This window comes from Azoarcus taiwanensis (assembly GCF_012910885.1).
Taxonomy (GTDB): domain Bacteria; phylum Pseudomonadota; class Gammaproteobacteria; order Burkholderiales; family Rhodocyclaceae; genus Azoarcus_F; species Azoarcus_F taiwanensis.
Genome location: NZ_WTVM01000014.1, coordinates 19460 through 46154, shown reverse-complemented (window position 1 = coordinate 46154; position 26695 = coordinate 19460). Strand labels below are relative to the sequence as shown.

Genomic DNA, 26695 nt, shown 5'->3' with positions numbered 1-26695 from the left:
CAGCCGCGACAACGAGCTGAAGAAGCTCAAGGACAAGCCCCTGATCTTCTGCTGCGCGAGCGGCATGCGCTCCGGCTCGGCGGTTTCCAAGCTCAAGAAGCAGGGCTTCGAGAAAGTCTTCAACCTGCGCGGCGGCATGCTCGAATGGGACAAGGCCGGGCAGCCGATCAGCCGCAAGAAGAAGGACAAGAGCAAGTGAGTACGCCCCACGTCCGGATGTACGCTACCGCCGTGTGCCCCTACTGCGTCCGCGCCGAGCAGTTGTTGCTGCGCAAGGGTGTGAGCGGTGTCGAGAAGATCCGCATCGACCTCGACCCCGAGCAACGCGACGTGATGATGAGCCTGACGGGACGCAGAACGGTTCCCCAGATTTTCATCGGCAATTACCATGTCGGGGGTTGTGATGACCTCTTTGCGCTGGACCGTGAGGGCAAGCTTGATTCATTGCTTTCCGGTCAAGCCTGACACCGTCCCGACCCATTTTCTTTCCGCACCAAACAGCAAGGTACGCAATGACTGAACAAGCCCAACCCGTCTTCTCCATCGAAAAGCTCTACGTCAAGGATTTGTCGCTGGAGGTTCCCAACGCCCCGAAGGTTTTCCTCGAGCGCGAAAACCCTCAGGTCAATGTGCAGTTGCGTACCGCCGGCAACAATGTCGAGGAAGGGATCTACGAGGTTACGCTGACCGTCACGGCAACTGCCAAGCTCCCCAACGACAAGACCTTGTTCATGGTCGAAGTCGCGCAGTCCGGCATCTTCCAGATTCGCAATGTGCCGCAGCAGGAAATTGAGCCGGTCATGATGATCGGTTGCCCGAACATCCTTTTCCCCTACGCGCGCGAAGCCGTGTCAGACGCGGTGACCCGTGCCGGGTTCCAGCCGGTCATACTCGCGCCGGTGAATTTCGAGGCGCTTTACCATGCCCAGAAACAACAGCAGGCCGAGCAACAGCAAGCTGCCGCAGGCGACGGCGGCGCCGACATCAAGATCCAGTAATCGCCCGATGAAGCGCTTCGCACATCTGGCCATTGCTTCGCTGGCCACGCTGCTCATGGCGGCACCGGCGTCGGCGATCGAGTACCGCTCGGTCAGCCGGCACGCGATACTGTTCGACGCACCTTCGACCGGCGCCCGCCCGCTGTTCATCCTCGCCCCGGGCACACCCGTCGAGGTCGTGGTGGAATCCGGCGCCTGGGTGCGCGTACGCGACGCCTCCGGGGGGATGAACTGGCTCGAAGGCGTCGCATTGACGCCGCAGCGCACGCTGATGGTGACTGCCGAGCGAGCGACCGTGCGTAGCGCGCCCGACCACGGCGCTGCCATCACGTTCGAGGCGCGTCGTGACGTGGTGCTGGATCTGCTCGCTCCGCCGCAAGCCGGATGGGCGCATGTGCGTCACCGCGACGGACAAACCGGATACGTCCGAATCACCGAAGTCTGGGGTCTGTGAGCAGACCGCTTTCGCGGAGGCTGGACTAGTGCGGATTGCGGTTTTCGGTGGTGGCGCCTGGGGCACTGCGCTTGCAGTGGCCTTCGCCCGCGTGCATGAGGTGACCCTGTGGGCTCGCGACACCGCGGCCGTGCAGGCGATGGAGGCTGAGCGCAGCAACCGTCGTTACCTTCCCGGAGTCGCCTTCCCTGATCGCCTTCGCGTCAGCGCAGACTTCACCGAGACCGCCCGCGGCGCTGGACTCCATCTGGTCGTCACGCCGCTTGCCGGTCTGCGTGCAACCCTGCGTGCGTTGCGAGAACTTGTGCCCGGCACGCCGCTGATATGGGCTTGCAAGGGGCTCGAGGCCGAAACCGGGCGCCTTCCTCACGAGATCGTGCGCGCGGAGCTCGGCACCGATGCCGCTTGCGGCGTACTAACCGGGCCAAGCTTCGCAGCCGAGGTCGGTGCCGGCATGCCGACCGCAGTGACACTTGCATCGGCAGACCGGGCTTTCGCCGAACACTGGCTTCAGGTGTTGCACCAGCCCCGCTTCCGAATCTACAGCAACACCGATCTGGTCGGTGCCGAAGTGGGCGGCGGCCTGAAGAACGTCATCGCGATCGCATCGGGCGTGTCAGACGGGATGGGCTTTGGACTCAACGCCCGCGCCGCACTGATCACCCGCGGCCTGGCCGAGATCACCCGCCTTGGCGTCGCACTCGGCGCCCGCCCGGAAACCCTCATGGGCCTGACCGGCATGGGTGATCTCATCCTCACCTGCACCGGCGATCTGTCCCGCAATCGACGAGTCGGACTTGCGCTGGCCGAGGGCAAGTCCCTGCCGACGATTCTGGCCGAACTCGGCCACGTTGCCGAAGGGGTGCCGACAGCGCGCGCCGCACTGCGCCTGGCTTCTACCAAAGGCGTGGAGATGCCGATCACCGAGGCGATCGACGCCCTGCTCCATAGCGACGGCATCGGACCCCGCGATGCAGTAGAGCTGCTGCTGTCACGCGAACCCCGCCACGAATAGCGGTCGAGCCGCACTCCCCCGCCTCTTGCTCAGCCGCCGCCGGAGAAGCCGTTCTGTCTCCAGGCCTCGAACACCACAATCGCCACGGTGTTCGACAGGTTGAGGCTGCGGTTCGAAGGTCGCATCGGCAGACGCAGCACCTGCCCGGCGGGCAACTCATCCAGCATTGCTTGCGGCAGGCCCCGTGTTTCGGGGCCGAACAGAAAAGTATCGCCAGCGCGAAAAGCGGCCTGATCATAGCGAACGGTGCCACGGGTGCTGAAGGCGAAGATTCGCGTCTCGCCCAGTGCGGTGACACATGCCTGCCAGTCGTCATGCACCGATACCCGCGCGAGGTCGTGGTAGTCGAGCCCGGCCCGAGCCAGGTTGCGATCCGAGAGGTCAAAGCCGAGCGGCCGAACCAGATGAAGCCGGATACCGGTATTGGCCGCGAGGCGAATCGAATTGCCGGTATTGGGCGGAATCTCAGGCTGAAACAGAACGACGTTGAACATTTGCGGATCTCGACGAACTCATCCGGGTGGAGGGGTGCGGGCAACGACCAGGTTGTCGACCTGTGCCGCGCCTGCGGCCTTCAGGCTTCGCGCCAGTGCATCCAGGCTGGCGCCGGTCGTCATCACATCGTCGATGACCAGCACCCGCTGGCCATCCAGACTGGTGTCGCAGGCGAAGGCGCCGCGCATGTTCGCCTTTCTCTCACGCCATGGCAAGTCCGCCTGGGGCGGTGTGTCCACCACACGACGCACTGTCCCGGAGCCCAGCCGCAGACCGTGGGCCCGGCCGAGGTGGCGCGCAATCTCCACGGCCTGATTGAAACCGCGCTCGCGAAGGCGCCTGACATGGAGCGGCATCGGCACGACGAGGTCGTAGTTCGGGTACGGCAACGCATTGGACAGCTCGCGCCCGAAGTAGGCCGCCACCGACAGGTCACCACGGTACTTGAGCGCCTGCACCATGCGGTCCATCGGAAAGACATACAGATGCAGCGCGATGGTGGCATCGAAGGCCGGTGGATCTCGCTGACAGCGACCGCAAACAATGTCGTCGACCGAGGGCAGCGCGCATACCGGGCAGTGCGCAACCGGTTTTTCCGGCAAACCTGCGACACAGGCTGGGCACAGGCGCTGCCCGTCGCCGTGCCCGCCGCAAAGAAAGCACACCCGGGGCAGCAAGGCCTCGACCCACGCCGAGGCGAAGCTCGCGACACGGTTTGACAGTGAAAGACTCATGGCGGAACATGCTCACGCTCGTCAGAGCCCGCATAATGCCATACAAATATTTCGATCTCCCGACAGATCTCGCCCCATGGACTCCGAATTTTGGCTCGACCCGCAGCTGGTGCGCCGCCGCTTCAGCCGCGCCGCCAGCCGTAACGCCCCGGCGGACCCGCTGACCCGCGAGGTCGCGCGACGCATGGACGAACGTCTGGACTACATTCGCATCGAACCCAGCCGCATTCTCGATCTGGGCTGCGGCACCGGCCTTGATCAGGAGGCACTTGCGAGGCGCTACCCCACGGCTCAACGCATTCTTGCGGACTTCGCATGGCCCGCACTGGTTCGCGCACAACCGCCGCGCAGTGTGCTGCGAAACCTTTTCTCGCGCTCGCCTCGACAGGCCGCGGTCTGCGCCGATGCGCGGGCCTTGCCGCTGGCGACCGGGTGTGTATCGCTGGTGTGGTCAAACCTGATGCTCAACTGGCTGTCGGACCCCATGCCGGCGCTGGCGGAGGCTCACCGCGTGCTCGAGACCGGCGGCTTGCTGATGTTTTCCACTCTCGGCCCGGACACCTTGCAGCAACTGCGCGCGGCTTTCGGCGACGGCGCCGGCAAGCGGGTGCACCGCTTCATCGACATGCACGACATCGGCGATGCGCTGGTACGCGCCGGGTTCTCGGATCCGGTAATGGACATGGACATGCTCACGATCACGTACCCTGATGTCGATGCCCTCCTCGAAGACCTGCGCCTTACCGGCACCAACAATGCCTCTCGCTCGAGGCCACGGGGTCTCAGTGGTCGCAAGGAATGGGCGGCCCTGCGCGAGCGCCTCGAGGCGATCCGCCAGGCTGAGGGCATCGCGATCAGTTTCGAGATCGTACAGGGACACGCCTGGCGCGCAGAACCGAAGAAGGCCGCCGATGGCCGTGACATCATCCGTTTCACCCCAAGGAGCACACCGCGATGAATCGCGAGTGGGGCATGACCTGGTTGTTCGACCTCGACAACACGCTGCACAACGCCAGTGCTCACATCTTCCCGCATATCAACCGCAGCATGACCGCCTACGTCGCCCGCAACCTGGGTGTGGACGAGGAGCAGGCCAACGCGCTCCGGACGCATTACTGGCAACGCTACGGCGCGACCCTGCTGGGTCTGGTACGACATCATGGTACCGATCGGGACCATTTCCTGCGCGAAACCCATCGCTTCGACCAGCTTCACAAGATGATGGTCTTCGACCGCGCGGTGCGCGCGATGCTCCGTGGCCTACCCGGGCGCAAGATCGTATTCTCGAATGGACCGGGCGAATACGTTCGCGCGGTGGTCAGCGCGATGGGCGTACGCAGATACTTTTCGGAGATCTACGGCATCGAATCCATGCGCTACCAGCCCAAACCGGGCATTCGCGCCTACCGCCACCTGCTGCACGACCAGCGACTCCACCCGGCACGCTGCATCCTGGTCGAAGACAGCACCGAGAATCTGCGTACAGCCAAACGCTTGGGGATGAAGACTGTGCTGGTCGGCCGAAATCTCGGCCAACCAGCCTATGTGGATCTCAAGGTCGACTCGATCCTTGATCTCCGGCGCGCAATCGGCAAGGTCTGGCGCTGACCGATCACGCCCCGCCTTTCAGCCAGCGGGCGGCATCCAGCGCGAAATAGGTCAGGATTCCGTCAGCCCCGGCACGCTTGAACGCGAGCAGCGCCTCCATGATGCAAGCGCGTTCGGCAAGCCAGCCGTTGGCGATCGCAGCGCGCAGCATCGCGTACTCGCCACTGACCTGATATACGTAGGTCGGCACGCCAAGCTCGGCCTTCACCCGACGCACGATGTCGAGGTAAGGCATTCCCGGCTTGACCATGAACATGTCCGCACCTTCGGCGATGTCCAGTGCGACCTCGCGGATCGCTTCGTCGCTGTTGGCCGGGTCCATCTGATAGGTGTATTTGTCGCCACCTGCGAGATTCGCAGCTGAGCCGACGGCATCGCGGAAAGGTCCATAGAAGCTCGACGCGTACTTGGCCGAGTAGGCGAGGATGCGGGTGTGGATGAAGCCGCCTTCATCGAGTTCGGCGCGGATACGAGCAACCCGGCCATCCATCATGTCGGAGGGGGCCACCACGTCGGCGCCAGCCTCCGCATGGCAGCGCGCCTGCTTGGCAAGCGCCTCGAGCGTCTCGTCGTTGAGCACATAGCCACGCGGATCATCCGGATCGATGAGTCCGTCCTGGCCGTGGCTGGTGTAAGGGTCAAGGGCGACATCGGTGATCACGCCAAGCTCGGGGAAGCGCCGCTTCAGTTCGCTCACCACGCGCGGCACCAGGCCGTCAGGGTTCCAGGCCTCCTCGGCCCCCGGCGTCTTGCCCGCGGCGTCGATGACCGGGAAAAGCGCCAGCGCGGGCACCCCCAGCTCGAGCGCCCGCTCGGCAACCGGCAGCAGCCGATCGAGCGTCACCCGCTCCACGCCGGGCATGGAGGCCACGACCTCGGTACGCGACTGCCCGTCCAGCACGAACACCGGGTAGATCAGATCGTCCGCGGACAGTGTCGATTCACGCATCAGCCTGCGCGAGAAGTCGTCGCGGCGCATCCTGCGCATGCGGGTGGAAGGAAAGGCACCGGTCGGTCTCATCAGCACTCCTGAGTTCGTTCGTGTTGCGGCGATAGCTTGTCATTCAAGCACGGCGGGAACCAAATCTTCCTTGATCACTCTCAACCGACGGATGGGTCAAGCCATCCCCCGCTTTCCCTCCCTGAGCGGGAGCCTTCATGCTAAGGCGTTCGACCCCGGGTCTTTCTTCCCCTTTGGCTCGGGGTCTTTCTTTTTCAGGCCTCACCCACAGGTGCATCCTGATCCAGCCCGAGCCAGCCGGCGACCACCTTCTCGACCTCGTCTGCGCCGGTCTTTTTGAGACTGGAGAACAACTGCACGCTGACTTGCTCGCCCAGGGCCGACAGCTCTCGCCGCACCAACGCCAGCGATGCCGACGCCTGGTTGCGCGAGAGTTTGTCGCTCTTGGTCAGCAGGATGTGGATCGGCCGACCCGTGGGTGCGAACCAGTCGATCATCTGACGGTCAAGCGGCGTCAACGGATGCCGACTGTCCATGATCAGCACCAGACCAATGAGATTCTCACGGGTTCGCAGGTAGCGTTCGAGCAGCCCCTGCCACTGTTTGCGTACCGCCTCAGGCACCTTGGCATAGCCGTATCCCGGCAGATCGACGAGAGCGGCGCCACAGTTCAGGCGGAAGAAGTTGATCAACTGCGTGCGGCCGGGCGTTTTCGACACGAAGGCCAGCCGCGTGTGCCCGGCGAGCGTGTTGATCGCGCTCGACTTGCCTGCGTTTGAACGACCGGCAAAGGCGATCTCTGCGGCGGCGGCTGGCGGCAGGTCGCGATTGTTGGCGATAGAGATCTCGAATTGTGCGTTGCGGAAGATAGGCATTCGGAAAGGCGTGCGATGGGCATGGACGGGGGAGAAAAAGCCCGATCGCGTCGCGCAAAAAGAGCTTCTTGTTATAGAATATCAAGTTTGAGACAACCGCTCACGGCTTTTCCGAGGACACTATGATCAAGCGTTCCCTGCTGCTTTCGCTACTGCTTGTCGGCAGTTTCCAGGCCCACGCCTCCGCTGAAGCCACTGCCAAACAGCTCGCCGAGACTGTCTGCGCAGCCTGTCATGGTCTGGATGGCAACAGCGTACTGCCGGAAAACCCGAAGCTCGCCGGCCAGATTCCGGAATACCTTTTCAAGCAAATGCGTGATTACAGCTCGATCGAGGGCGAAGCGCCGGCGCGAGTCAATGCAGTCATGAACGGCATGATCGTCATGGTGCCCGACGATGAGACCAAGCGCGCGCTCGCCGAATACTACGCAGCACAGGAACTCAAACCCGAGTCGGCCACCAGTCTCGACACCATCGAGCTCGGCCAGCAGATCTGGCGCGCAGGCATCGCATCTAAGGGTGTGCCCGCCTGTGCCGCCTGCCACGGCCCGGCCGGGGCTGGCATGCCCGCCGAATACCCGCGGATCTCGGGCCAGTTCGCCCAGTACACGCTGACTCAGTTGCAGGCCTTCCGCGAGCTCGAGCGCGCGAACGACCCCAACGAAATGATGCGCGACATCGCACTGAAGATGACCGATGCGGAGATGCGCGCAGTCGCCGACTACGCCGCGGGTCTTCGCTGATCACTGCGGAATACGCAGGCTTGAAAGGGGGTGGGTGACCACCCCCTTTTTCATTTTCGTCCCAGGCGTTCGAGTTCGTCCATGGAAAACCCGGCGGCCAGCCGTGCCTGCTCGTTCAAAGGTGGCTGCGGCCAGGGCGCGCCGAATGACTCGATGAGCGCCACGTAGGCCTGCTCGGCATCCAGACCGCGCTCGGCGCAGAGCGCGCGAAACCATTTGTCGCCGAGCGCGACATGGCCGACTTCGTCGCGCAGGATGATCTCGAGCACGGCGACGCTTTCTGCATCACCGATGCGGCGCAACTTGCCCATGATCGGCGGCGTCGCATCCAGGCCGCGCGCCTCGAGCACCCGCGGCACCAACGCCATGCGAGCCAGAGGGTCATGTGCCGTCCGGCATGCCATCTCCCACAATCCATTGTGAGCGGGGAAATCGCCGTAGTCGAAGCCCAGCGCTCGGAGTCGCCCCCGAACCAGCCCGAAATGCAAGGCTTCCTCGCTGGCAACTGCAAGCCAGGCATGGTGAAACTCGGCGGGAAAGGCGCGGAATCGCGCTACGCAATCGAGTGCGAGATTGATCGCGTTGAACTCGATGTGCACGATCGCATGCAACAAGGCAGCATGCCCCTCGCGCGAGCCCGGGCGGCGGAAGGGAACCGCCTGGGGCGATACGAGCTCGGGGCGTGCGGGCCGCCCGGGCTGCCAGACCGGCAAGGGATCGTTCTCGCCTTCGGCCACCGTGCACACGCCAGACGCGAGGCGGTCGCACAGAGCAGCCACTGCGGCGCACTTCTCGTCGGGGTCGGACAGCATCAGAGCCTGATGCGCACACTCGTGAACCGAAGGTGTCATGGAAGAGCTGATCATTAATGCGGCGTCTCCACCGGGCCTCCGAGTCTACCCGCGTACCCGCGCGCCCACGAGCACGCCATGCACACGGCTATAATCCCCAAAAGAATTATCGTCACACACAGGATTGCACATGAACCAGTCATCCTCGCCCCAGAACGCGAGATCCATGCTCACGGTTGCTGAGGCCCGAGAGCTGATCTTCGGCCAGATCGTACCGGTTCAGGGCTGGGAGCAGGTCGCGGTGCGTGACGCACTTGACCGGATTCTGGCCGAGGACGTGGTCGCCCCATTCAATGTGCCCGCACACGACAACTCGGCAATGGACGGCTATGCGGTCCGCGCCGAGGACCTCTCGCCAGACGACGAAACCCGGCTGAAAGTCGTCGGCACAGCCTTTGCGGGCAAACCGTTTTCCGGCATGGCCGGGCCGGCCCAAGCCATTCGTATCATGACCGGCGCGACGATTCCGCGCGGCGCCGACACCATCGTGCCACAGGAAGAAACCCGGCAGGATGGCGATGGCGTCATCATCCCCGCCGACCAGCGAAAGGGCCAGCACCTGCGTCGCGCAGGCGAGGATCTCGCGCTGGGTGGCGTGGCCATCGCTGCCGGCCGCCGTTGCGGACCTGCGGAACTGGGGCTCATCGCCTCGCTGGGTATCGCGGAGGTTGCGGTACGCCGTCGCCTCAGGGTCGCCTTCTTCTCGACCGGTGACGAAATCGCGTCGATCGGCCGCCCGCTCGCACCGGGTCAGGTGTATGACAGCAATCGCTACACGCTTTTCGGCGCGCTCCGCCGCCTGGACTGCGAAGTCATCGACATGGGTGTAATCAAGGATGAGCCGACGAGCCTCGAGCGCGCATTTCGCGACGCCGCGGCAACCGCGGACGTCATCCTGACCAGCGGCGGCGTTTCGGTCGGCGAAGCCGACTTCATCCGCGAGTTGGTCAATCGACTTGGCCATGTCGAGTTCTGGAAACTCGCCATCAAGCCCGGCAGGCCGATGGCTTTCGGCCGGATCGGAAACGCCTGGATGTTTGGCCTGCCGGGCAATCCGGTGGCGGTGCTGGTGACCTTTTATCAGTTCGTCCGCGATGCACTGTTGCACCTGGGTGGCCTCACCCCGCTACCGACGCCCATTCTGGTGCCCGCAATCTGCACCGACGCCATCCGCAAGCGACCGGGAAGGCGTGAGTTCCTGCGCGGCCGTCTCGAGTTCGATGGTGAGAGCCGGCGGGTCTCGCTCACCGGTGCCCAGGGTTCGGGGATCCTCAAATCGATGTCGGATGCAAACTGCTTCGTCGTGCTGACAGAGGAATCCGGCAACATCGAACCGGGCCAGCAAGTGCTCGTTCAACCCTTCGACGGCCTGATCTGAGCGGCCGCCAAATCTCTTCTCACTCACCGGAACTGACCCATGACCCAGGACGAACTCAAGAAGGCCGCGGCCATCGTTGCGCTCGAATACGTGCCCGAGGGGGCTGTTATCGGCGTCGGCACCGGCTCGACCGTGAATCACTTCATCGACGGTCTCGGCACCATGCGCGAGCGGATCGCCGGTGCGGTGTCCAGCTCGGAAGCCAGCAGCGCGCGACTCCAGGCACTCGGCATTCCACTGCTCGACCTCAATCAGATCACCGATCTGCCGGTTTACGTCGATGGAGCCGACGAGATCGACGACAGTTTCGCGATGATCAAGGGCGGCGGCGGTGCGCTCACGCGCGAGAAGATCGTTGCCGCGGTCGCGACACGCTTCATCTGCATCTGTGATGCAAGCAAGCGCGTGGAGTGCCTGGGCGTATTCCCACTGCCGGTGGAAGTGCTACCCATGGCCCGAGCCTATGTCGAGCGCGAGCTGACCCGGCTGGGAGGTCGGCCAGTCCTGCGTGAAGGCTTCGTGACCGACAACGGCAATCTTATCCTCGATGTACACGGTCTGCGCATTGCCGACCCACGTCGACTGGAAACCGACATCAACCAGATCGTCGGCGTCGTTGCCAACGGGCTGTTCGCGCATCGTGGCGCCGACATCCTCCTGCTGGCCACTCCCGGCGGCGTCGACAGAATGGTCGCCCAGCACTAGGGTCCGCCGACTGAAACATAAGCGTCACATTGCGCTGCTAATCTGCAACCCTCAGTGAACCACCGGCCATGAACATGACCAAGCATACCTACTCGCCCTTCGACACCGAACTCGACGACCTGCAAAGACGCCTTCTGATGCTTGGCGAGGTCGTCTGCCAGCAGGTTGAGCGGGCCATGGATGCGCTGGCTACCAATGACATGGAACTGGTCGAAGAGGTCCTTCGCACCGAAAAGGCAATCAACCGCGAAGAGGTCGCAATCGACGATACCTCGACGCAGATGATCGTCCGCCATGCACCGGCGGCCGTGGATCTGCGTCTGCTGCTCAGCGTGCGCCAGATCGTTTCCGACCTGGAGCGCGTCGGGGACGAGGCCAAGAAGATCGCAAAGGCGGCGCGCCCGATCATCGAAAGCGAGTCGAAGTTCGTCCCGAAAGTGGAACTGCATCATGTCTGTGCGAAGGCGGTGAGCATGCTGCGCGCCGCGCTGGACGCTTTCGTCCGCCGCGACCCGAGCGCATCCACGACGATCATGCGTCAGGACAAGGAGGTCGACGCAATCTTCAAGGGCATCGTGCGCCAGCTTGCGACCTACATGATGGAGGATCCACGACTGATCACCCGTTCACTCGATGTACTGTTCATCGCAAAATCGATCGAACGTGTTGGCGACCACGCCGCCAACGTCGCGGAGCAGGTGGTCTATCTCGTGAAGGGTCGCAATGTGCGCCATGAGAGCATCGAGGAGATCGAGCAGCAGATCGCAGCGAAACGCTGATCGCGGTCGCAACGCGCTCCATCGAAACACGGCGACTGTTCAGGCAAGAACGACAAAACCCGGCGAAAGCCAGGTTTTGTCGTTCAAGGCGAGGCTTTCACTTCACTCTGATGGCGGTACGTAACCGCTGACCTGATCCGCCCCCTCACCGAAGAAGTGCTTCTCCATCTGCTCGGCAAGATACTTGCGCGCCTTTGCGTCCATCAGATTGAGCCTGTTCTCGTTGATCAGCATGGTCTGATACTTGACCCACTGTTGCCAGGCCTCCTTGGAAACGTTCTCGAAGATGCGCTTGCCCAGCGCTCCGGGTACCGGCGGGAAGTCGAGCGCCTCGGCCTCGCGACCGAGTTTGACGCAATTGACCATACGAGCCATAAATTCAATCCTCTCTGCGTAGGGTTTTGGTTTCGTCATGCGAAGACCGCATTCTATCGGATTCACTCCGAGCCGGCTCCCCGATCACCCAGCGGTTCCGTCCACCCTCCTTCGCGCGATACATCGCGGCATCGGCGACCGCGACCAGACGCTCGCCGTCGCGGGCATGGCGTGGGAACAGTCCGATCCCGAGACTTGCCGTCAGGCTCGCCGGCTGACCGTCGAACTCGAAGGACAGAGCCGCCACGCCTTCGACTATACGGCGGGCGAGTTCCTGCAGTCCTGCATCGTCGGCGTCCGGCACCAGCACCGCGAACTCATCGCCGCCAAGCCGGAAAAAAGTCTCGTTGCGACGGATGATGCCGCCCACCCGCCGTGCGATCGTCACCAGCACATCGTCGCCCGCCTGATGGCCGAAAGCGTCGTTGATCGGCTTGAAGCCATCCAGGTCGAAGAGCAGAAGACCGACTTCGAATTCGCGGCGACTCGCGTCGGCCAGCACCCGTTCGAGTTCCTCATGAAAGCGACGTCGATTGAACAGATCGGTCAGCGGATCTCGCTCGGCGAGTTCGATCAGGCGGTGCGCAATCTCGCGTTGTGCGGTCACATCCTCGTAGATCCAGACGCGGCCCAGCCCACGCCCATCCACACCCTTGCCAACGACCGCCGACATTTCGGTGACCACCCGGCCATCCTTGAGGTGAACCTCGACCGCCGCGCCATCGTGCTCACCCGACAAGACATCGGCGACATGGCGGAAATACGCGTCGGGCGATTGCAGCAGCGTCGCGACCCGGCTCTGCAGGACCACGTCGCGAACGCCGATCAGGTTCTCGTCGGCCCGGAAACCCCAGATCTCCAGCGCCGGACGATTCACGTAGAGTGCGCGGTGATCCCGGTCCATGAACAGGATGCCAAGGCGAATCGCGTCGAGCAATGCAGTCAGACGCATTCTTTCGTCATTGCTTCGCGCCAGGTAATGCTCGCTGAGCGCCCGCGAGCGCCGAAGCTCGGCGACGGTTTCCAGAAGGCGGTACTCAGCCTCCTTTCGGTCCTGAACGTCCTGCGCCGACATGCGCAGGCCGACCGGTTCTCCGTCGCGCTCCATGCGTCGCCACTGGCAGGCGACCCAACGCACAGCCCCCTCACGATGCTCGAGCCGCATCTCGAAGGACTCGACCTCATTGCCGGGCCGTTCCGCCGCCCTGCGGATCGCGCCCTTGCAGAATCCGAGGTCCGGCTCGTGCACCAGAAGGGCAATGGGGTCATCGCTTGCGGCACACTCTTCCGGCGAATAGCCGGTGAGCCCCTTCACCGAAGGGCTGATCCAGATCAGGCGCCCGTCCATGTGGAACAAGGCTTCGACATCGTGCATGCCATCCGCGATGCGTCGTAGCAGATCCGCCCGCTCCACCGCCGCCTCCATGCGATCAAGCATCTCGGCGGACGCCGGTTCGGGGAGGCCCATCTCGAACCGGGGCAACTCCTGCTCGAGGAGATCGAGCCGTCCCGAGAGCATCGACCCGGTTTTCTCTCTCACGCAACCCCGCGTCCGCACGTGACGATGCGTCATGAATCCCGCGACACCGCCGATCGCCAGCGCAAACCAGAATGCCATGACCATGCTGGCAAGCGACCTTGCGACGACCATCAGGGCAAGCGACGCTGCCGCCACCAGCACCGCAGTGATCAACACCATGCTGATCTGTCCACGCTGACCCGATCGCTTTGAGAACCTTCCAACAGCCTGCCCACGCCCTCGCCCAAAGGATGACGCAAGCGGGGGAAAGACAGCGGCACTCATAGCGACTTGGCGAACACCTTGGAACGGCGTTGGTAATTGTAGAGTTCGCGCTTCTCCCTTGGCAGGGCCTCGGGGCCAATCTCCACGAAACCACGCTCCCTGAACCAGTGCGCGGTACGCGTCGTCAGCACGAAAAGGCGCTCCAGCCGTTGCATGCGCGCCCGCTGCTCGATACGCCTGAGCAACTGATCGCCCAACCCGGAACGACGATACTCGGGTGTTACCGCGAGGCAGGCGAGCTCGGCGGCGCGCTCGTCGCTGAACGGATAGAGCGCGGCACAGCCGACCAGCACACCGTCGTGCTCGACGAGGGTGAAGCGGTCAATCTCCTGCTCCAGCAACTCCCGCCCGCGTCGCACCAGAGAGCCGTCAAGCTCCATCGGCGAGATCAAGGCCACCAGCGCGCCGACATCCTCGAAGGTGGCTTCGCGCAAACGGAACAGAGGGTCACGCGAGATGATGGTGCCAACGCCCGCATGCGTGAAGAACTCCAGCAGCAGCCCGCCATCCTTGTCATAGTCGATCAGGTGCGCACGCGACACGCCACGCCTGACCGCACGAATCGCGTAGGGCAGGAAAAGATGCAGATCTTCCGTCAGCCCCTTGCCGGCTTCGAACATGCGCTCGGCCTCGTCGGCAGTGACTGAATCCAGCAACTCACCCTCGTCGTCGAGCAATCCGGGGGCATCGCAAAGGTAGATCAGCTTCTCCGCCTTGAGCGCGACGGCGATCGACTCTGCAACCTCCTCCATGCTGAGATTGAAGATCTCGCCAGCCGGCGAAACACCAAGCGGCGATACCAGTACGACGTTGTTCTGTTCGAGATCCGCGTGGATCTCTTCGGCGATGATCTTGCGCACCGCTCCGGTGTATTGGTAATCGACGCCATCGACCACACCGACCGGCCTCGCGGTAATGAAATTGCCGCCGGTCACACGCATGTAGCTGCCCGCCATCGGCGTATTGGGCAGACCCTGAGACAATCTGGCCTCGAGTTCCAGTCGGGTCACCGCCATGGCTGCCTTCACGCATTCGAGCGCCGAAGCGTCGGTCACGCGCAGACCATGGTGGTAGATCGGCTCCAGCCGGCGCAAGGCCATTTCCGCCTCTATCTGGGGGCGGGCGCCATGCACCAGCACGAGTCTGATTCCCAGCGCGACCAGCAGGTTGCAGTCGTAGGCCAGGCGCTCGGCACGCTCACCGCTCGCGACCTCTCCACCAAAACCGATGACGAACGTCTTGCCTCTGAAGGCGTGAACGTATGGTGCAGCCCCCCTGACCCAGGCGACGAATTGTTCGGTGGATTCCTTCTCGACGTTGTGCATGCTGGTGAATGGGTCGCAAAAGCTGTGGTCCGGGATCGGCAACCGGTAATGATGACATTCTAGCCCACTCGCCACGACGCTGAAGGCATGCGCTTACCGACGGTTACCCTTCGCCGACCGGCGAGGCGACTCAGCGTCCAAGCGCCGCTTCCAGGCGCTCGCAGATCGTGCGCAGAATCTTGATCCGCGCATGCCGCTTGTTATCGGCCTCGACCACGGTCCAGGGAGAAATCTCGGTGCTGGTACGGTCCACCATGTCGCACACCGCGAATTCGTAGGCTTCCCATTTTTCACGGTTGCGCCAGTCATCTTCGGTAATCTTGAAACGCTTGTGTGGCATCACTTCACGGGCCTGAAAGCGCGCCATCTGCTCATCCTTGCTGATCGCAAGCCAGAACTTGACCACGACTGCGCCGGCTGAAGTCAGCGCATCCTCGAAGTCGTTGATCTCGGAGTAGGCTCGCATCCAGTCGGCCTCGCTGCAGAAACCCTCGACCCGCTCGACGAGCACCCGCCCGTACCACGACCGATCGAAGATCGCCACCCGCCCCCGCCTCGGAATTTGCCGCCAGAAGCGCCAAAGGTAAGGGTGGGTCAACTCTTCGTCGGTCGGTGCGCCGATCGGGATGACACGGTAGTGACGAATATCCATCGCCGCAGTCACGCGGCGGATCGCTCCGCCCTTTCCAGCGGCATCGTTGCCCTCGAAGACGAGAATGAGGGAACGGTCACGAAACGCCTTGTCGCGCGTGAGCATGGCCAACCGCCCCTGCATCACCTCGAGCAGCTCTTCGTAGGCACGTTTTCCCAAGGGCTGGTCGAGCTCCAGCGTGTTGAGGAAATTCCTGTCGTCCAGCACCTCGGTCAGGGCGGGCGCGCTCTGCCTCGGCAGGAAATGACGCTCGTCGGCTTCGAGACGCCGCCGGATCGCGGCAAGCAGTGTCCGACCCACGAACAAGGCCCGATAGCGTTCGTCCGAACCGTCGACGACAATCCAGGGCGCTTCGCCGGTACTGGTTCGGCGCAAGGCCTGCTCGGCCGCGTCACGATAGCGGTCATACAGCTTGTAGTAGCGCCAATCGCGCTCGGTAACCCGCCAGCGGGTCTTGGGGTCGCTTTCGAGCGCCTTGAATCGCTGTTTCTGGGCGTTTTTCCCGAGATGGAACCACAGCTTGATCAGTAGCACGCCTTCATTGACCAACATCCGCTCGAGGCGATTGAACTGGCCAAGCATCTGATCGAAGTCCGAGGCGTCCAGGCGCTTCTGCACCCGCCCTTCGATCGGGTCGGTGTACCAGTTTCCGAACAACACGCCGATCTTGCCCCTCGGTGGCAGCGCACGCCAGAAGCGCCACATATAGGGCCGCTCCGCCTCCTCGGTAGAGGGTGCGTCGAAGGCCCACGCTTCGATGTGACGCGGGTCCATCCACTCATTGAGCAAGTTGACCGTCTCGCCCTTGCCTGCGCCGTCGACTCCGTTGATCAGCACCACGACGGAAAAGCGGCGCTTCTCGAGCATTTCGAACTGGGCGTCCAGCAAACCCGCGCGGAGATCGGGCAGCGCAGCGTCATACTCCTTCTTGGTGACACTGTGGCCAACTTCGGCTGATTCGAACACGTTCTCTCCTCAAACCACTCTCGAGCGGAACCGGCCGCGTCAGAATGCGGGCTAGAAATCACCCCACAGTACCTGCATCGCCGCAACTGCTGCAAGCCCGGCGGTCTCGGTACGCAGCACACGCGGACCAAGCGTCACGCCCACGCAACCGGCAGCACGACAGGCCGCCGACTCCTCGGCAGTCCACCCCCCTTCCGGCCCGACGAGAAAATGCTGGGGCCCGAACGGCTCATCCAGGTTCTTCAGACCGACCCCGCCAAGTGGTTCGAGCACGAGGCGACGCGACGCGTCCGGATTCGAAGCAAGATAGGCCTCAAGGTCACTCACCGGGCGGACCTCCGGCACCCGGTTGCGACCGCTTTGTTCACAGGCCGATACCGCCACTTGCCGCCAGTGCAGCACACGCTTGTCCGCTCTTTCCCCGCTCAGACGCACCACCGACCGTGCCGCGCGCACCGGCTGGATAGCGCTAACCCCCAGCTCGACCGCCTTCTGCACTACCCAGTCCATCTTGTCCGCAGCCGCCAAGGCCTGAACCAGCACGACATCAAGCGACGACTCGCGCGACACCTGCGCGATCGACTCGATCCGTGCCCACCAACTGCGCTCGCGTCGCACCAGTGTCGCGCACGCTTCCAATCCGCGGCCATCGAACAGCACCAGGGAATCGCCATCGCCCATCCGCAACACACGCGCCGCATGGTGCGCAATCCGCTCGGGGAGGATCCGCTCACCCGGACCGGAGATCACCTCGTCACAGAAGAACCGCGGAGCGCTCATACCGCCTTAACCCGTAATTGTTGTCGATGTGCATGATTGTGTCCTGCCCGGCATGGTCCCGCAATGTCGCGGTATCATAGGTCTGCCACCAACAGCGGAGCGCCGACATGGTTGCAACCACCACTCCGATTTGCGATTTCGGCTGGCCAGCGCCGGCCTTCGATCTGCCGGGCACCGACGGTCGCTGTCACTCGCTCGCGTCGGCGCGTGGCCCGAAGGGGCTGCTGGTGATGTTCATCTGCAATCACTGCCCTTATGTGAAGGCGGTCATCGACCGCATCATCCGCGACACGCGCGAACTTGCCTCCCTGGGCATCGGCAGCATCGCGATCATGGCCAACGACCCCGCGGTCTACCCGGAGGACGACTGGAACAACATGGTCGCCATCGCACAGCGGCTCGACTTCCCCTTTCCCTACGTGATGGACGAAACGCAGACGGTTGCGCGAGCCTACGGCGCGGTGTGCACTCCGGATTTCTTTGGATTCAACGCGGACATGCAGCTGCAGTACCGCGGTCGCCTGGACGCATCTGGACGCAGCCCGGCTGCGCCGGACGCGAGGCGCGACCTCTTCGAAGCCATGCGCCAGATCGCCGAGACCGGTCGCGGGCCGGAAGAACAGATGGCCGGCATCGGTTGCTCGATCAAATGGCGGGAGGACTGACATGCCCAGCGCAGCCCATCGCCTCGCCCGTGCCCGCGCCCTCGAGTCCCTGGTCAGGGACGTCGCACGCGACACCATCCTCCCGCGCTACCTGAAGACCGCGCGGAATCGCAAGACCGACGGTTCGCTATTCACCGAAGCAGACCTCGAATCGCAGCGACGTTTCTGCGAGGAGCTTCCAAAGCTCCTGCCCGGGCCGGTACTCGGCGAGGAAATGACCCACGAGGAGCAGGCACGTATCTGGCAGGAGGGCACGCGAGGCCTTTGGTGCATCGATCCAATCGACGGCACCACGAACTTCGTCAACGGCATCCCTTTCTTCGCGGTTTCCATAGCCTATCTCGTCGACCATGAGCCGCGCTTCGGCGTGGTCTACAACCCGGTCACCGACGAATCCTTCTACGCGGCCAAAGGCGCCGGCGCTTTTCTCAACGGCGTAGAGCTGCCACTACGCGAACCGGCCTCGCGTCTGGCGGATGCAGTCGCGGGCATCGACTTCAAACGGATCTCCAATCGCCTGGGCGACGAGCTCGCGGTTCGCCCACCCTACTACTCCCAGCGCAACTTCGGCTCGAGCGCACTCGAATGGTGTTTCGTTGCGGCTGGTCGGCTGGACATATACCTGCACGGCGGTCAGATGCTCTGGGACTACGCCGCCGGGCATCTGATCCTGTCGGAGGCAGGCGGCGAGTCGGCTGCTCTCGACGGCAGCTCGCTGATGGCCGGCCCTGCCGTCAAACGCGGCGTGATTGCGGCCGCCAGCCCGACCCTGCTTGGCGACTGGCGGAGCTGGGTCAGCGCACGCTCCTGAGTATAAGAAACGTCCGCAACGAACACGAGTCGTCCATCGCCATGCAAACAAATGATCCGGCAACAGCCAACAGTCCCATCGAAGAACGTCGCCAGCACCACGCGGTCCGCTCGGTATTCCACGATGCCATAGAGCGCATACGACCGTTCTTCGATGAAGGCAACAGCTGGGGGCACGGCACCATGGATCACCTCGCCTATCGCGCAGTGCACGAAAACTATCCGAACCTGTCGCCACTGGAGGTGCACGTGCTGGTAACCGCAGCCAGGCGCTACTTCAGTGGCGAGCGCTCGCACTCCGACACCACATCCTGAGGCCGCGATGTCGTCGAAACATCCCATCATCGCGGTAACCGGCTCATCCGGTGCCGGCACCACGACGGTCAAGCACACCTTCGAGGCGATCTTCCATCGCGAGAACGTCAACGCCGCCATCGTCGAAGGCGACAGCTTTCATCGCTATACGCGCGATGAAATGCGCCAACTGATCGACGAGGCAGAAGCGCGGGGCGAACGCGGTATCAGCCATTTCGGCCCGGAGGCCAACCTGCTGGAAGAACTCGAGGCACTGTTTCGCGGCTACGGTGAATCTGCCGTCGGCCGCAAGCGGTTCTACATCCATAACGAAGAGCAGGCGATGCGCTGGAACCTGCCGATGGGCACCTTCACAAAATGGGAAGACCTGCCTGTCGGCACCGACTGCCTGTTCTACGAAGGGCTGCACGGCGGCTTCGTCACCGACACCATCGACGTCGCGCGCCATGTCGATCTGCTGATCGGCGTGGCACCGACGATCAACCTCGAATGGATCCAGAAGCTGCACCGCGACACCCGGGTGCGCGGCTATTCGATGGAGGCGGTGCAGGACACGATTCTGCGCCGGATGCACGACTATGTGCATTGCATCGTGCCGCAGTTTTCGCGTACCCATATCAACTTCCAGCGGGTGCCGGTGGTGGATACGTCCAACCCCTTCATCGCCCGCGATGTCCCCAGCCTCGCGGAATCGATGGTGGTGATCCGCTTTCGCGATCCGCGCGGCATCGACTTTCCCTATCTGATCAACATGATCAGCGATGCATTCATGTCGCGCGCCAACTCCATCGTAATCCCGGGCGGAAAACTCGACTTGGCGATGCAACTCATTCTCACCCCCCTGATCTGGAAGCTGATGGAAAAGCGGCGCAAGCTGGTGTGACGTGCTCATCCAGCTTGAAGCGGGGATGGGCCAGCCCACGCAGCGAAGAGAGCCTTACAGCGGCAGCGCGAGTGGCAGCTGGAGCGGAGGGGGCTGGTCCATCCCCGCCCCCGGGATCATGGCCGGGCTTTGCACGGGCAACGTAGCAACACTGCCTGTGAAGCTACCCGGAACTGCCTGTTTCGGCGATAATGCTGCGTTTTACACGCCCGCACCCGCCTACCATGCCGAACGCCCGCAGCATTACCCCGCCCGCATTCAATCCTCTTACCGGCGCGATTCGCGCGTTGGCCATGGATGCCGTGCAAAAGGCCAAGTCCGGCCACCCCGGCGCACCGATGGGCATGGCCGAGATCGCCGAGGTTTTGTGGCGTCGCTACCTCAAGCACAATCCGGCCGATCCGAAATGGGCCGACCGCGACCGCTTCGTGATGTCCAACGGACACGGCTCGATGCTGCTCTATGCCTTGCTGCACCTCACCGGCTATGAGGTGTCGATCGACGACATCAAGAATTTCCGCCAATTGCACAGCAAGACACCGGGGCACCCCGAATACGGCTACACGCCCGGCATCGAGACCACCACCGGCCCGCTCGGCCAGGGCGTGACCAACGCAGTCGGCATGGCCATCGCCGAGAAGGTGCTCGCGGACACCTTCAACCGTCCAGGACACGAAATCGTCGATCACCGCACCTGGGTTTTCCTTGGCGACGGATGCCTCATGGAAGGCATCTCGCACGAAGCCTGTTCGCTCGCTGGCACCCTCGGACTCGGCAAACTGATCGCGTTCTACGACGACAACAACATCTCCATCGACGGCCATGTTGACGGCTGGTTCAGCGACGATACGCCCAAACGTTTCGAAGCCTATGGCTGGCAGGTGATCCCCGACGTGCAGGGTCACGATGCGGAAGCAATCGATGCCGCGATCCGCGAGGCAATCGCCAACACCGAGCAACCAACGCTGATCTGCTGCAAGACCATCATCGGCGCCGGCGCACCGAACAAGCAGGACACGCACGACGTGCATGGCGCCCCGCTGGGTGACGCCGAGATTGCCGCCGCGCGCGAGTTCATCGGCTGGCCGCATGCCCCGTTCGAGATCCCCGAAGACGTGCGCAGCGTGTGGAACCGCCGCGAGGCCGGAACGGCCGCTCAACGGGAATGGCAGCAGCGCTTCGACGCCTACGCTGCCGCACACCCGGAACTCGCCGCCGAATTCCGTCGCCGCATGGCCGGCACGCTGCCTGGAGGCTGGGTGGATCACGTCGAGAACGTCATCGCCTCCGTCACCGCCAAGGCTGAAACCATCGCCACTCGTAAGGCGAGCCAGAACAGCATCGAGGCCTTCGCGCCGGCACTGCCGGAGCTCATCGGCGGCTCGGCCGATCTGGCCGGCTCCAACCTCACCCTGTGGTCCGGCTCGAAGGGCGTCAGTCGCGAGGCCGGCGGCAATTATCTCTATTATGGCGTTCGCGAGTTCGGCATGGTCGCCATCGCCAACGGCATCGCGCTGCATGGCGGGCTGATCCCCTACACCGCGACCTTCCTGATCTTCAGCGACTACGCGCGCAACGCGATCCGCATGGCCGCGCTGATGAAGCAGCGCCAGATCTTCGTGTTCACCCATGACTCGATCGGCCTCGGCGAAGACGGACCGACCCATCAGCCGGTTGAACAGGCCGCCTCGCTTCGCCTGATCCCGCGCCTGGACGTATGGCGCCCCTGCGACACCACCGAAACCGCGGTCGCCTGGGCCTGCGCCATCGAGCGCGCCGACGGTCCGTCGGCCCTGTTGCTGTCACGCCAGAACCTCCCCTTCCAGTCGCGCGACAGCGCGCAGGTGGCGGCCATTCGCAGCGGCGGCTACATCCTGTCCGAAGCCGGCAACGGCGCACCGCAAGCGGTCATCATCGCCACCGGCTCGGAGGTCACCCTCGCGATCGAGGCACAGAAAACACTGGCTGCCAAGGGTGTCCCGGTTCGCGTGGTGTCGATGCCGTGCTGCGAGCTTTTCGAGCGGCAGGATGCCGAGTGGCGCGACACCGTGTTGCCGAAGGGCCTGCCGCGCGTCGCGGTCGAGGCCGGCTCGACCACCGGCTGGTACAAGTACGTCGGCCTGGAGGGCGGCGTGATCGGTCTCGACCGCTTCGGTGAATCCGCGCCGGCCGGCGAGCTATTCGTGACCTTCGGCATCACCGCGGACGCGGTGGCGGCCGAGGTCGAGCGAGTGCTCGGCTGAGTCCGCCCCAAAAGCTTTTCTGGTATCGAATTCATTCCCTGGAGATCAAAGCATGGCAATCAAAGTCGCGATCAACGGATACGGCCGCATCGGCCGCTGCACCTTGCGTGCGATCTACGAACTCGGCCTGCGTGACCAGTTCCAAGTAGTCGCCATCAACGCCTCCGGCGACATCGCCACCAACGCCCACCTCACCAAGTACGACACCACCCACGGACGTTTCGGCTTTTCGGTGGAAACCGAGGGCGACAACGCGATCATCATCGACGGTGACCGCATCCCGTTCTTCTCGACCAAGAACCCGCTCGACATCAACTGGGGCGACTTGGGCGTGGATGTGCTGCTCGAGTGTACCGGCGCCTTCACCAGCAAAGCCAAGGCCCAGGTCCACCTCGACCAGGGCGCGAAGAAGATCCTGATCTCGGCACCGGGCGGCGACGATGTCGACGCGACCATCGTCTATGGCGTGAACCACGAGATCCTGACCGGCGACATGACCGTCGTCTCCAACGCCTCGTGCACCACCAACTGCCTCGCACCGGTCGCCAAGGTGCTGGAAGACGCGATCGGCATCGAACAGGGCCTGATGACCACGATCCATGCCTACACCAACGACCAGGTGCTGGTGGACGTGCGTCACAAGGACTTGCGCCGTGCGCGTGCCGGCGCGCAGAACATCATCCCGACCAAGACCGGTGCGGCCAAGGCGGTCGGTCTGGTGCTGCCTTCGCTCAAGGGCAAGGTGGACGGCTTTGCGCTGCGCGTGCCGACGATGAACGTGTCGCTGGTCGACCTCACCTTCACGGCCCGCCGCGAAACCAGCAAGGACGAGATCAACGCGCTGATGAAGGAAGCCGCCGCCGGCGCACTCAAAGGCGTGCTCGCGGTCAACGAGGATCCGCTGGTGTCCAGCGATTTCAACCACGACAGCCACTCGTCAGTATTCGATGCAACTCAGACCCGCGTCATCGACGGCAATCTGGTGAAAGTGCTGGCCTGGTACGACAACGAGTGGGGCTATTCCTGCCGGATGCTGGACGCCGCGCGCGTGCTGGCCGAGGCCAAGTGACTCTCGCCCTCTGACGACTATGCCCTGCACAGCAGGGCATTTTTTCATCCGGAACCAACATGCAAGTCAAGAAACTCAGCGAACTCGATGTACGCGGCAAGAAGGTCTTCATCCGTGCCGATCTCAACGTGCCGCAGGACGAAGCCGGCAATATCGTCGAAGATACCCGCATCCGCGCCTCCATCCCTTCCATCGAATACTGCCTGCAGAATAGTGCAGCGGTCATGGTCACCTCCCACCTCGGCCGGCCGACCGAGGGCGAGGTTCGCGCCGAAGACACACTGATGCCGGTGGCGGTTCGCCTCGGGCAGCTGCTGGGCAAGCCGGTCAAGCTGGTCACCGACTGGGTCGATGGCGGCTTCGAGGTACAACCGGGCCAGGTCGTGCTGCTGGAGAACTGCCGCTGCAACAAGGGCGAGAAGAAGGACAACGAGGAACTCGCCCGCAAGATGGCTGCGCTGTGCGACATCTACGTCAATGACGCCTTCGGCACCGCCCACCGCGCCGAGGCCACGACCCATGGCATGGCCCGCTTCGCGCCGGTCGCCTGTGCCGGCATGCTGATGGGCGCCGAAATCGACGCCTTGTCGCGTGCAACCGAGAACCCCGCACGCCCGCTGGTCGCCATCGTCGGCGGCGCCAAGGTGTCGACCAAGCTGACCATTCTCAAGACCCTGGCCGAGAAGGTCGACCAGCTTATCGTCGGAGGCGGCATCGCCAACACCTTCCTGCTCGCCTCCGGCAAGCGCATCGGCGAATCGCTCGCCGAACCCGAGCTGGTCAAGGAAGCCCAGGCCATCATGGACATGATGAAAGAGCGCGGCGCCGAAGTGCCGCTGCCCGTGGATGTCGTGGTTGCCGACGAAGTCTCGGCCCTGGCACGCGCCAACCGCATTCCGGTCGACGAAGTCGGCCCTCACGACCGCATCCTCGACGTCGGCCCGAAAACCTCGGCCCGGCTCGCGGACATCATCGCCCACGCGGGCACCATCGTCTGGAATGGGCCTGTGGGCGTGTTCGAGCACGACCAGTTTGCCGGCGGCACCAAGATGATGGCCTCGGCAATCGCCCACTCGGAGGCCTTTACGATTGCCGGTGGTGGCGACACGCTGGCCGCGATCGCCAAATTTCACATTGCGCAGGATGTTGGCTACATTTCGACTGGCGGCGGCGCCTTCCTCGAATTCCTCGAAGGCAAGACACTACCCGCGATCGCGGCACTCGAGGCCCGCTTCGCTGATTGAGCGCTACCCGGTCGGCTCGGATCGCGCCGCTTCAGCCGAATCCGAACCGATCCGCGACACGCCGCCCCGGCCCCCGGTCGCGGCGGTCGCCGCCGTCTGGCGCCACTGTCGCCCAGATCCGTCTTTCGCCCCGCCGCCGATCATCGAAATGCACGTACATGCAGCGACAATCCTCACGGTCGCAATGGTCGAGCGGCAAACGAGGTGCCTCGTCAGCAAGAAAGCGACGTCCGCTGAGTGCTTTCGCCATCTCGCACCCGACGCCTCGCGGCCTGATCGCGACCGCGTGAAACGGCGAAAACGTCCGTTTCGCTGGACTGATGCGCCGCTCACGCACACGCGAGTTCAAGGCAGTCAGCGCAAACCAGGCGAAGAGCCCGGCGGCCAGTACGATCAGCGCGATGCTCCAGTTCATGCTCTTCCCCAGGCAGTCCCTAAATTTCATAATAGGCGACGATAATCCAGTCTGCCGCCCGATCCACGCCAAACCAAACGGAAGCCCACATGCCTCGCCACACCAAGATTGTCGCCACGCTCGGTCCCGCCTCGACCGACCCGCTCGTTCTGGAACGCATGGTGAACGCCGGCGTCGATGTCGTTCGCATGAACTTTTCGCACGGCAAGGCTGAGGACCACGTCGCCCGCGCCGAGGCGATACGCGAGGTCGCAATGCGCACCCGGCGACCCGTCGGGATTCTCGCGGACCTGCAGGGCCCCAAGATACGCGTCGGGCGCTTCCGCGACGGCAAGGTGACGCTCGCGCCGAACACGCCTTTCATACTCGACTCGAACTGCGAGATGGGCGACAGTGGCCGCGCCGGCCTCGACTACAAGGATCTGCCGCGCGACGTGAAACCCGGTGACGTGCTGCTTCTGGACGATGGCCGGATCAAACTCGATGTCGAGCAGGTTCGCGGCAACGAGATTCACACTCGCGTGAGGGTCGGCGGAGAACTGTCGAACAACAAGGGCATCAACCGTCAGGGCGGCGGCCTGTCCGCACCGGCACTGACCGCCAAGGACATGGAGGATATCCGCACCGCAGCCCAGCTCGGCGCCGACTTTCTCGCGGTCTCCTTCCCGAAGAGCGCGGCCGACATGTATATGGCCCGGCAACTCATGCGGGCCGCGGGCGGCAAGGCGCTCCTCATCGCCAAGATAGAGCGCACCGAGGCTGTGGCGAATCTCGAAGAGATTCTGGATGCCTCCGACGGCATCATGGTCGCGCGCGGTGATCTCGCCGTCGAGGTCGGCGACGCGGCGGTCCCGGCCTTGCAGAAGCGTATGCTACGAGCGGCGCGAGAGCGCAACAAGCTGACCATTACCGCAACCCAGATGATGGAGTCGATGATTACCAGCCCGGTACCGACACGCGCCGAAGTGTCGGATGTGGCCAACGCAGTGCTCGATGGTACCGACGCGGTCATGCTGTCCGCCGAGACCGCCTCCGGCAGCTTTCCGGTCGAAGTCGTCGAAGCGATGAGCCGGGTGTGCCTCGAAGCCGAAAAATCCGCCGAAGTCACGCTCGACCGGGATTTCCTCAACCGGGTGTTCACCCAGATCGACCAGTCCATCGCGATGGCCGCGATCTGGACCGCCTATCACCTCAAGGTCAAGGCGATCGCGGCCTTGACCCAAACCGGCTCGACCGCGCTGTGGATGAGCCGCGTCAACGGCGGTCTGCCAATCTACGCACTGACGCCGGAGCAAACCGCCCGCAATCAGATGACGCTGTTCCGCGAGGTCTACCCGCTGTTGATGTCTCAGACTCACCAGGACCGGGACCTGCTGTTGTGGGAAGCGGAGCAATTACTGCTCGACCAGGGCGTCGTCGAGCGCGGCGACCTGGTCGTGTTCACCGTGGGCGAACCGATCGGCTCGAAAGGCGGCACCAACACCCTGAAGATCGTCAAAATCGGCGAACACCCGCCACCGGTCCATGTCGCCAATCCGATCTGAATCCTCACG

Annotated in this window: 30 protein-coding genes; 19 read left to right on the top strand and 11 right to left on the bottom strand. The window is 63.6% G+C overall.

The window, feature by feature from the left end:
* From GPA21_RS03950 to GPA21_RS03930, 5 genes are all read left to right on the top strand, one after another.
* Nucleotides 1-199, top strand: a 199-nt coding sequence (locus tag GPA21_RS03950) for a rhodanese-like domain-containing protein (protein ID WP_168986911.1), incomplete at its 5' end; no start/stop codon positions are given.
* Between the two features lie 17 nt (nucleotides 200-216).
* Nucleotides 217-465, top strand: a complete 249-nt coding sequence (gene grxC / locus GPA21_RS03945; protein WP_168986916.1) for a glutaredoxin 3 — start codon at nucleotides 217-219, stop codon at nucleotides 463-465.
* Between the two features lie 47 nt (nucleotides 466-512).
* Nucleotides 513-998, top strand: coding sequence for a protein-export chaperone SecB (gene secB, locus GPA21_RS03940; RefSeq protein WP_168986910.1), 486 nt, complete (start codon nucleotides 513-515; stop codon nucleotides 996-998).
* Between the two features lie 7 nt (nucleotides 999-1005).
* Nucleotides 1006-1452, top strand: coding sequence for an SH3 domain-containing protein (locus GPA21_RS03935; RefSeq protein ID WP_168986909.1), 447 nt, complete (start codon nucleotides 1006-1008; stop codon nucleotides 1450-1452).
* 28 nt (nucleotides 1453-1480) lie between these two features.
* Complete coding sequence (locus GPA21_RS03930; RefSeq protein ID WP_339379803.1) at nucleotides 1481-2467, top strand: NAD(P)H-dependent glycerol-3-phosphate dehydrogenase; 987 nt, start codon at nucleotides 1481-1483, stop codon at nucleotides 2465-2467.
* A gap of 29 nt (nucleotides 2468-2496) precedes the next feature.
* On the opposite strand, the gene GPA21_RS03925 is transcribed toward GPA21_RS03930, so the two are convergent.
* On the bottom strand, nucleotides 2497-2961 hold the full coding sequence (locus GPA21_RS03925) for a tRNA (cytidine(34)-2'-O)-methyltransferase (protein ID WP_168986907.1): 465 nt from the start codon (nucleotides 2959-2961) through the stop codon (nucleotides 2497-2499).
* Nucleotides 2962-2979: 18 nt separating this feature from the next.
* Nucleotides 2980-3696, bottom strand: coding sequence for a ComF family protein (locus tag GPA21_RS03920; protein ID WP_168986906.1), 717 nt, complete (start codon nucleotides 3694-3696; stop codon nucleotides 2980-2982).
* A 76-nt stretch (nucleotides 3697-3772) separates the two neighbouring features.
* On the opposite strand from GPA21_RS03920, the gene GPA21_RS03915 reads away from it, so the two are divergent.
* Together GPA21_RS03915 and GPA21_RS03910 are read left to right on the top strand one after the other, a co-directional pair.
* A complete protein-coding gene (locus GPA21_RS03915; RefSeq protein ID WP_168986905.1) occupies nucleotides 3773-4654 on the top strand; it encodes a methyltransferase domain-containing protein in 882 nt (293 codons plus the stop codon).
* Entirely contained in the window at nucleotides 4651-5304 is a 654-nt protein-coding gene (locus GPA21_RS03910; protein WP_246261742.1) for a pyrimidine 5'-nucleotidase, read from the top strand. Before GPA21_RS03915 ends, GPA21_RS03910 begins: the two co-directional genes overlap by 4 nt.
* 4 nt (nucleotides 5305-5308) lie before the next feature.
* On the opposite strand, the gene hemB is transcribed toward GPA21_RS03910, so the two are convergent.
* Entirely contained in the window at nucleotides 5309-6325 is a 1017-nt protein-coding gene (gene hemB / locus GPA21_RS03905; protein WP_168986904.1) for a porphobilinogen synthase, read from the bottom strand.
* Between the two features lie 194 nt (nucleotides 6326-6519).
* Nucleotides 6520-7140: a ribosome biogenesis GTP-binding protein YihA/YsxC gene (gene yihA, locus GPA21_RS03900; protein WP_168986903.1), complete on the bottom strand. Its 621-nt coding sequence runs from the start codon at nucleotides 7138-7140 to the stop codon at nucleotides 6520-6522.
* Nucleotides 7141-7262: 122 nt separating this feature from the next.
* Here yihA and GPA21_RS03895 point away from each other — a divergent pair, with 122 nt between their 5' ends.
* Nucleotides 7263-7883: a c-type cytochrome gene (locus GPA21_RS03895; RefSeq protein WP_168986902.1), complete on the top strand. Its 621-nt coding sequence runs from the start codon at nucleotides 7263-7265 to the stop codon at nucleotides 7881-7883.
* Nucleotides 7884-7933: 50 nt separating this feature from the next.
* Here GPA21_RS03895 and GPA21_RS03890 read toward each other — a convergent pair whose 3' ends face one another.
* Complete coding sequence (locus GPA21_RS03890) at nucleotides 7934-8749, bottom strand: ferritin-like domain-containing protein (RefSeq protein WP_246261741.1); 816 nt, start codon at nucleotides 8747-8749, stop codon at nucleotides 7934-7936.
* A gap of 115 nt (nucleotides 8750-8864) precedes the next feature.
* On the opposite strand from GPA21_RS03890, the gene moeA reads away from it, so the two are divergent.
* From moeA to phoU, 3 genes are all read left to right on the top strand, one after another.
* A complete protein-coding gene (moeA, locus tag GPA21_RS03885) occupies nucleotides 8865-10112 on the top strand; it encodes a molybdopterin molybdotransferase MoeA (protein WP_168986901.1) in 1248 nt (415 codons plus the stop codon).
* A 39-nt stretch (nucleotides 10113-10151) separates the two neighbouring features.
* Nucleotides 10152-10817: a ribose-5-phosphate isomerase RpiA gene (rpiA, locus tag GPA21_RS03880; protein WP_168986900.1), complete on the top strand. Its 666-nt coding sequence runs from the start codon at nucleotides 10152-10154 to the stop codon at nucleotides 10815-10817.
* Nucleotides 10818-10891: 74 nt separating this feature from the next.
* Nucleotides 10892-11596, top strand: a complete 705-nt coding sequence (phoU, locus tag GPA21_RS03875) for a phosphate signaling complex protein PhoU (RefSeq protein WP_168986899.1) — start codon at nucleotides 10892-10894, stop codon at nucleotides 11594-11596.
* A 102-nt stretch (nucleotides 11597-11698) separates the two neighbouring features.
* Here the strand turns inward: phoU and GPA21_RS03870 are convergent, their stop codons facing one another.
* From GPA21_RS03870 to GPA21_RS03850, 5 genes are all read right to left on the bottom strand, one after another.
* The gene (locus GPA21_RS03870; protein ID WP_168986898.1) at nucleotides 11699-11971 is read right to left on the bottom strand and encodes an oxidative damage protection protein; all 273 of its coding nucleotides are present in this window, start codon (nucleotides 11969-11971) and stop codon (nucleotides 11699-11701) included.
* 4 nt (nucleotides 11972-11975) lie between these two features.
* Nucleotides 11976-13670 carry a sensor domain-containing protein gene (locus GPA21_RS03865; protein WP_246261740.1) on the bottom strand — a complete coding sequence of 565 codons (1695 nt, stop codon included), beginning with the start codon at nucleotides 13668-13670 and terminating at the stop codon, nucleotides 11976-11978.
* Between the two features lie 101 nt (nucleotides 13671-13771).
* Nucleotides 13772-15100 (bottom strand): amino-acid N-acetyltransferase, encoded by a 1329-nt coding sequence (argA, locus tag GPA21_RS03860; protein ID WP_168986897.1) that lies wholly within the window; start codon nucleotides 15098-15100, stop codon nucleotides 13772-13774.
* Between the two features lie 130 nt (nucleotides 15101-15230).
* Complete coding sequence (pap, locus tag GPA21_RS03855) at nucleotides 15231-16718, bottom strand: polyphosphate:AMP phosphotransferase (protein ID WP_168986896.1); 1488 nt, start codon at nucleotides 16716-16718, stop codon at nucleotides 15231-15233.
* A 51-nt stretch (nucleotides 16719-16769) separates the two neighbouring features.
* Nucleotides 16770-17498 carry a 16S rRNA (uracil(1498)-N(3))-methyltransferase gene (locus GPA21_RS03850; RefSeq protein WP_168986895.1) on the bottom strand — a complete coding sequence of 243 codons (729 nt, stop codon included), beginning with the start codon at nucleotides 17496-17498 and terminating at the stop codon, nucleotides 16770-16772.
* 107 nt (nucleotides 17499-17605) lie between these two features.
* On the opposite strand from GPA21_RS03850, the gene GPA21_RS03845 reads away from it, so the two are divergent.
* From GPA21_RS03845 to GPA21_RS03815, 7 genes are all read left to right on the top strand, one after another.
* Complete coding sequence (locus tag GPA21_RS03845) at nucleotides 17606-18163, top strand: thioredoxin family protein (RefSeq protein WP_168986894.1); 558 nt, start codon at nucleotides 17606-17608, stop codon at nucleotides 18161-18163.
* Nucleotide 18164: 1 nt separating this feature from the next.
* The gene (locus GPA21_RS03840; RefSeq protein WP_168986893.1) at nucleotides 18165-18974 is read left to right on the top strand and encodes an inositol monophosphatase family protein; all 810 of its coding nucleotides are present in this window, start codon (nucleotides 18165-18167) and stop codon (nucleotides 18972-18974) included.
* Nucleotides 18975-19015: 41 nt separating this feature from the next.
* Complete coding sequence (locus GPA21_RS03835) at nucleotides 19016-19288, top strand: hypothetical protein (protein ID WP_168986892.1); 273 nt, start codon at nucleotides 19016-19018, stop codon at nucleotides 19286-19288.
* 7 nt (nucleotides 19289-19295) lie between these two features.
* Complete coding sequence (locus GPA21_RS03830; protein WP_168986891.1) at nucleotides 19296-20171, top strand: phosphoribulokinase; 876 nt, start codon at nucleotides 19296-19298, stop codon at nucleotides 20169-20171.
* Nucleotides 20172-20395: 224 nt separating this feature from the next.
* Nucleotides 20396-22414, top strand: coding sequence for a transketolase (gene tkt, locus GPA21_RS03825; RefSeq protein ID WP_168986890.1), 2019 nt, complete (start codon nucleotides 20396-20398; stop codon nucleotides 22412-22414).
* 52 nt (nucleotides 22415-22466) lie between these two features.
* On the top strand, nucleotides 22467-23483 hold the full coding sequence (gene gap / locus GPA21_RS03820; RefSeq protein ID WP_168986889.1) for a type I glyceraldehyde-3-phosphate dehydrogenase: 1017 nt from the start codon (nucleotides 22467-22469) through the stop codon (nucleotides 23481-23483).
* Between the two features lie 59 nt (nucleotides 23484-23542).
* The gene (locus GPA21_RS03815) at nucleotides 23543-24727 is read left to right on the top strand and encodes a phosphoglycerate kinase (protein ID WP_168986888.1); all 1185 of its coding nucleotides are present in this window, start codon (nucleotides 23543-23545) and stop codon (nucleotides 24725-24727) included.
* A 31-nt stretch (nucleotides 24728-24758) separates the two neighbouring features.
* On the opposite strand, the gene GPA21_RS03810 is transcribed toward GPA21_RS03815, so the two are convergent.
* On the bottom strand, nucleotides 24759-25142 hold the full coding sequence (locus tag GPA21_RS03810; RefSeq protein ID WP_168986887.1) for a hypothetical protein: 384 nt from the start codon (nucleotides 25140-25142) through the stop codon (nucleotides 24759-24761).
* An 89-nt stretch (nucleotides 25143-25231) separates the two neighbouring features.
* Here GPA21_RS03810 and pyk point away from each other — a divergent pair, with 89 nt between their 5' ends.
* Nucleotides 25232-26686 (top strand): pyruvate kinase, encoded by a 1455-nt coding sequence (gene pyk, locus GPA21_RS03805; RefSeq protein ID WP_168986886.1) that lies wholly within the window; start codon nucleotides 25232-25234, stop codon nucleotides 26684-26686.
* Nucleotides 26687-26695 lie beyond the last annotated feature (9 nt).

Excerpts from the sequence above, each read along its gene's own strand:
- GPA21_RS03870 (WP_168986898.1), bottom strand. The coding sequence starts at position 11,971 with ATGGCTCGTATGGTCAATTGCGTCAAACTCGGTCGCGAGGCCGAGGCG.
- GPA21_RS03910 (WP_246261742.1), top strand. The coding sequence starts at position 4,651 with ATGAATCGCGAGTGGGGCATGACCTGGTTGTTCGACCTCGACAACACG.
- GPA21_RS03815 (WP_168986888.1), top strand. The coding sequence starts at position 23,543 with ATGCAAGTCAAGAAACTCAGCGAACTCGATGTACGCGGCAAGAAGGTC.
- tkt (WP_168986890.1), top strand. The coding sequence starts at position 20,396 with ATGCCGAACGCCCGCAGCATTACCCCGCCCGCATTCAATCCTCTTACC.
- GPA21_RS03850 (WP_168986895.1), bottom strand. The coding sequence starts at position 17,498 with ATGAGCGCTCCGCGGTTCTTCTGTGACGAGGTGATCTCCGGTCCGGGT.
- GPA21_RS03915 (WP_168986905.1), top strand. The coding sequence starts at position 3,773 with ATGGACTCCGAATTTTGGCTCGACCCGCAGCTGGTGCGCCGCCGCTTC.
- pyk (WP_168986886.1), top strand. The coding sequence starts at position 25,232 with ATGCCTCGCCACACCAAGATTGTCGCCACGCTCGGTCCCGCCTCGACC.
- yihA (WP_168986903.1), bottom strand. The coding sequence starts at position 7,140 with ATGCCTATCTTCCGCAACGCACAATTCGAGATCTCTATCGCCAACAAT.
- GPA21_RS03845 (WP_168986894.1), top strand. The coding sequence starts at position 17,606 with ATGGTTGCAACCACCACTCCGATTTGCGATTTCGGCTGGCCAGCGCCG.
- GPA21_RS03865 (WP_246261740.1), bottom strand. The coding sequence starts at position 13,670 with ATGGTGTTGATCACTGCGGTGCTGGTGGCGGCAGCGTCGCTTGCCCTG.
- GPA21_RS03830 (WP_168986891.1), top strand. The coding sequence starts at position 19,296 with ATGTCGTCGAAACATCCCATCATCGCGGTAACCGGCTCATCCGGTGCC.
- GPA21_RS03840 (WP_168986893.1), top strand. The coding sequence starts at position 18,165 with ATGCCCAGCGCAGCCCATCGCCTCGCCCGTGCCCGCGCCCTCGAGTCC.
- GPA21_RS03895 (WP_168986902.1), top strand. The coding sequence starts at position 7,263 with ATGATCAAGCGTTCCCTGCTGCTTTCGCTACTGCTTGTCGGCAGTTTC.
- GPA21_RS03920 (WP_168986906.1), bottom strand. The coding sequence starts at position 3,696 with ATGAGTCTTTCACTGTCAAACCGTGTCGCGAGCTTCGCCTCGGCGTGG.
- secB (WP_168986910.1), top strand. The coding sequence starts at position 513 with ATGACTGAACAAGCCCAACCCGTCTTCTCCATCGAAAAGCTCTACGTC.
- GPA21_RS03810 (WP_168986887.1), bottom strand. The coding sequence starts at position 25,142 with ATGAACTGGAGCATCGCGCTGATCGTACTGGCCGCCGGGCTCTTCGCC.
- GPA21_RS03935 (WP_168986909.1), top strand. The coding sequence starts at position 1,006 with ATGAAGCGCTTCGCACATCTGGCCATTGCTTCGCTGGCCACGCTGCTC.
- hemB (WP_168986904.1), bottom strand. The coding sequence starts at position 6,325 with ATGAGACCGACCGGTGCCTTTCCTTCCACCCGCATGCGCAGGATGCGC.
- phoU (WP_168986899.1), top strand. The coding sequence starts at position 10,892 with ATGACCAAGCATACCTACTCGCCCTTCGACACCGAACTCGACGACCTG.
- GPA21_RS03835 (WP_168986892.1), top strand. The coding sequence starts at position 19,016 with ATGCAAACAAATGATCCGGCAACAGCCAACAGTCCCATCGAAGAACGT.
- argA (WP_168986897.1), bottom strand. The coding sequence starts at position 15,100 with ATGCACAACGTCGAGAAGGAATCCACCGAACAATTCGTCGCCTGGGTC.
- GPA21_RS03890 (WP_246261741.1), bottom strand. The coding sequence starts at position 8,749 with ATGATCAGCTCTTCCATGACACCTTCGGTTCACGAGTGTGCGCATCAG.
- grxC (WP_168986916.1), top strand. The coding sequence starts at position 217 with ATGTACGCTACCGCCGTGTGCCCCTACTGCGTCCGCGCCGAGCAGTTG.
- rpiA (WP_168986900.1), top strand. The coding sequence starts at position 10,152 with ATGACCCAGGACGAACTCAAGAAGGCCGCGGCCATCGTTGCGCTCGAA.
- moeA (WP_168986901.1), top strand. The coding sequence starts at position 8,865 with ATGAACCAGTCATCCTCGCCCCAGAACGCGAGATCCATGCTCACGGTT.
- GPA21_RS03925 (WP_168986907.1), bottom strand. The coding sequence starts at position 2,961 with ATGTTCAACGTCGTTCTGTTTCAGCCTGAGATTCCGCCCAATACCGGC.
- gap (WP_168986889.1), top strand. The coding sequence starts at position 22,467 with ATGGCAATCAAAGTCGCGATCAACGGATACGGCCGCATCGGCCGCTGC.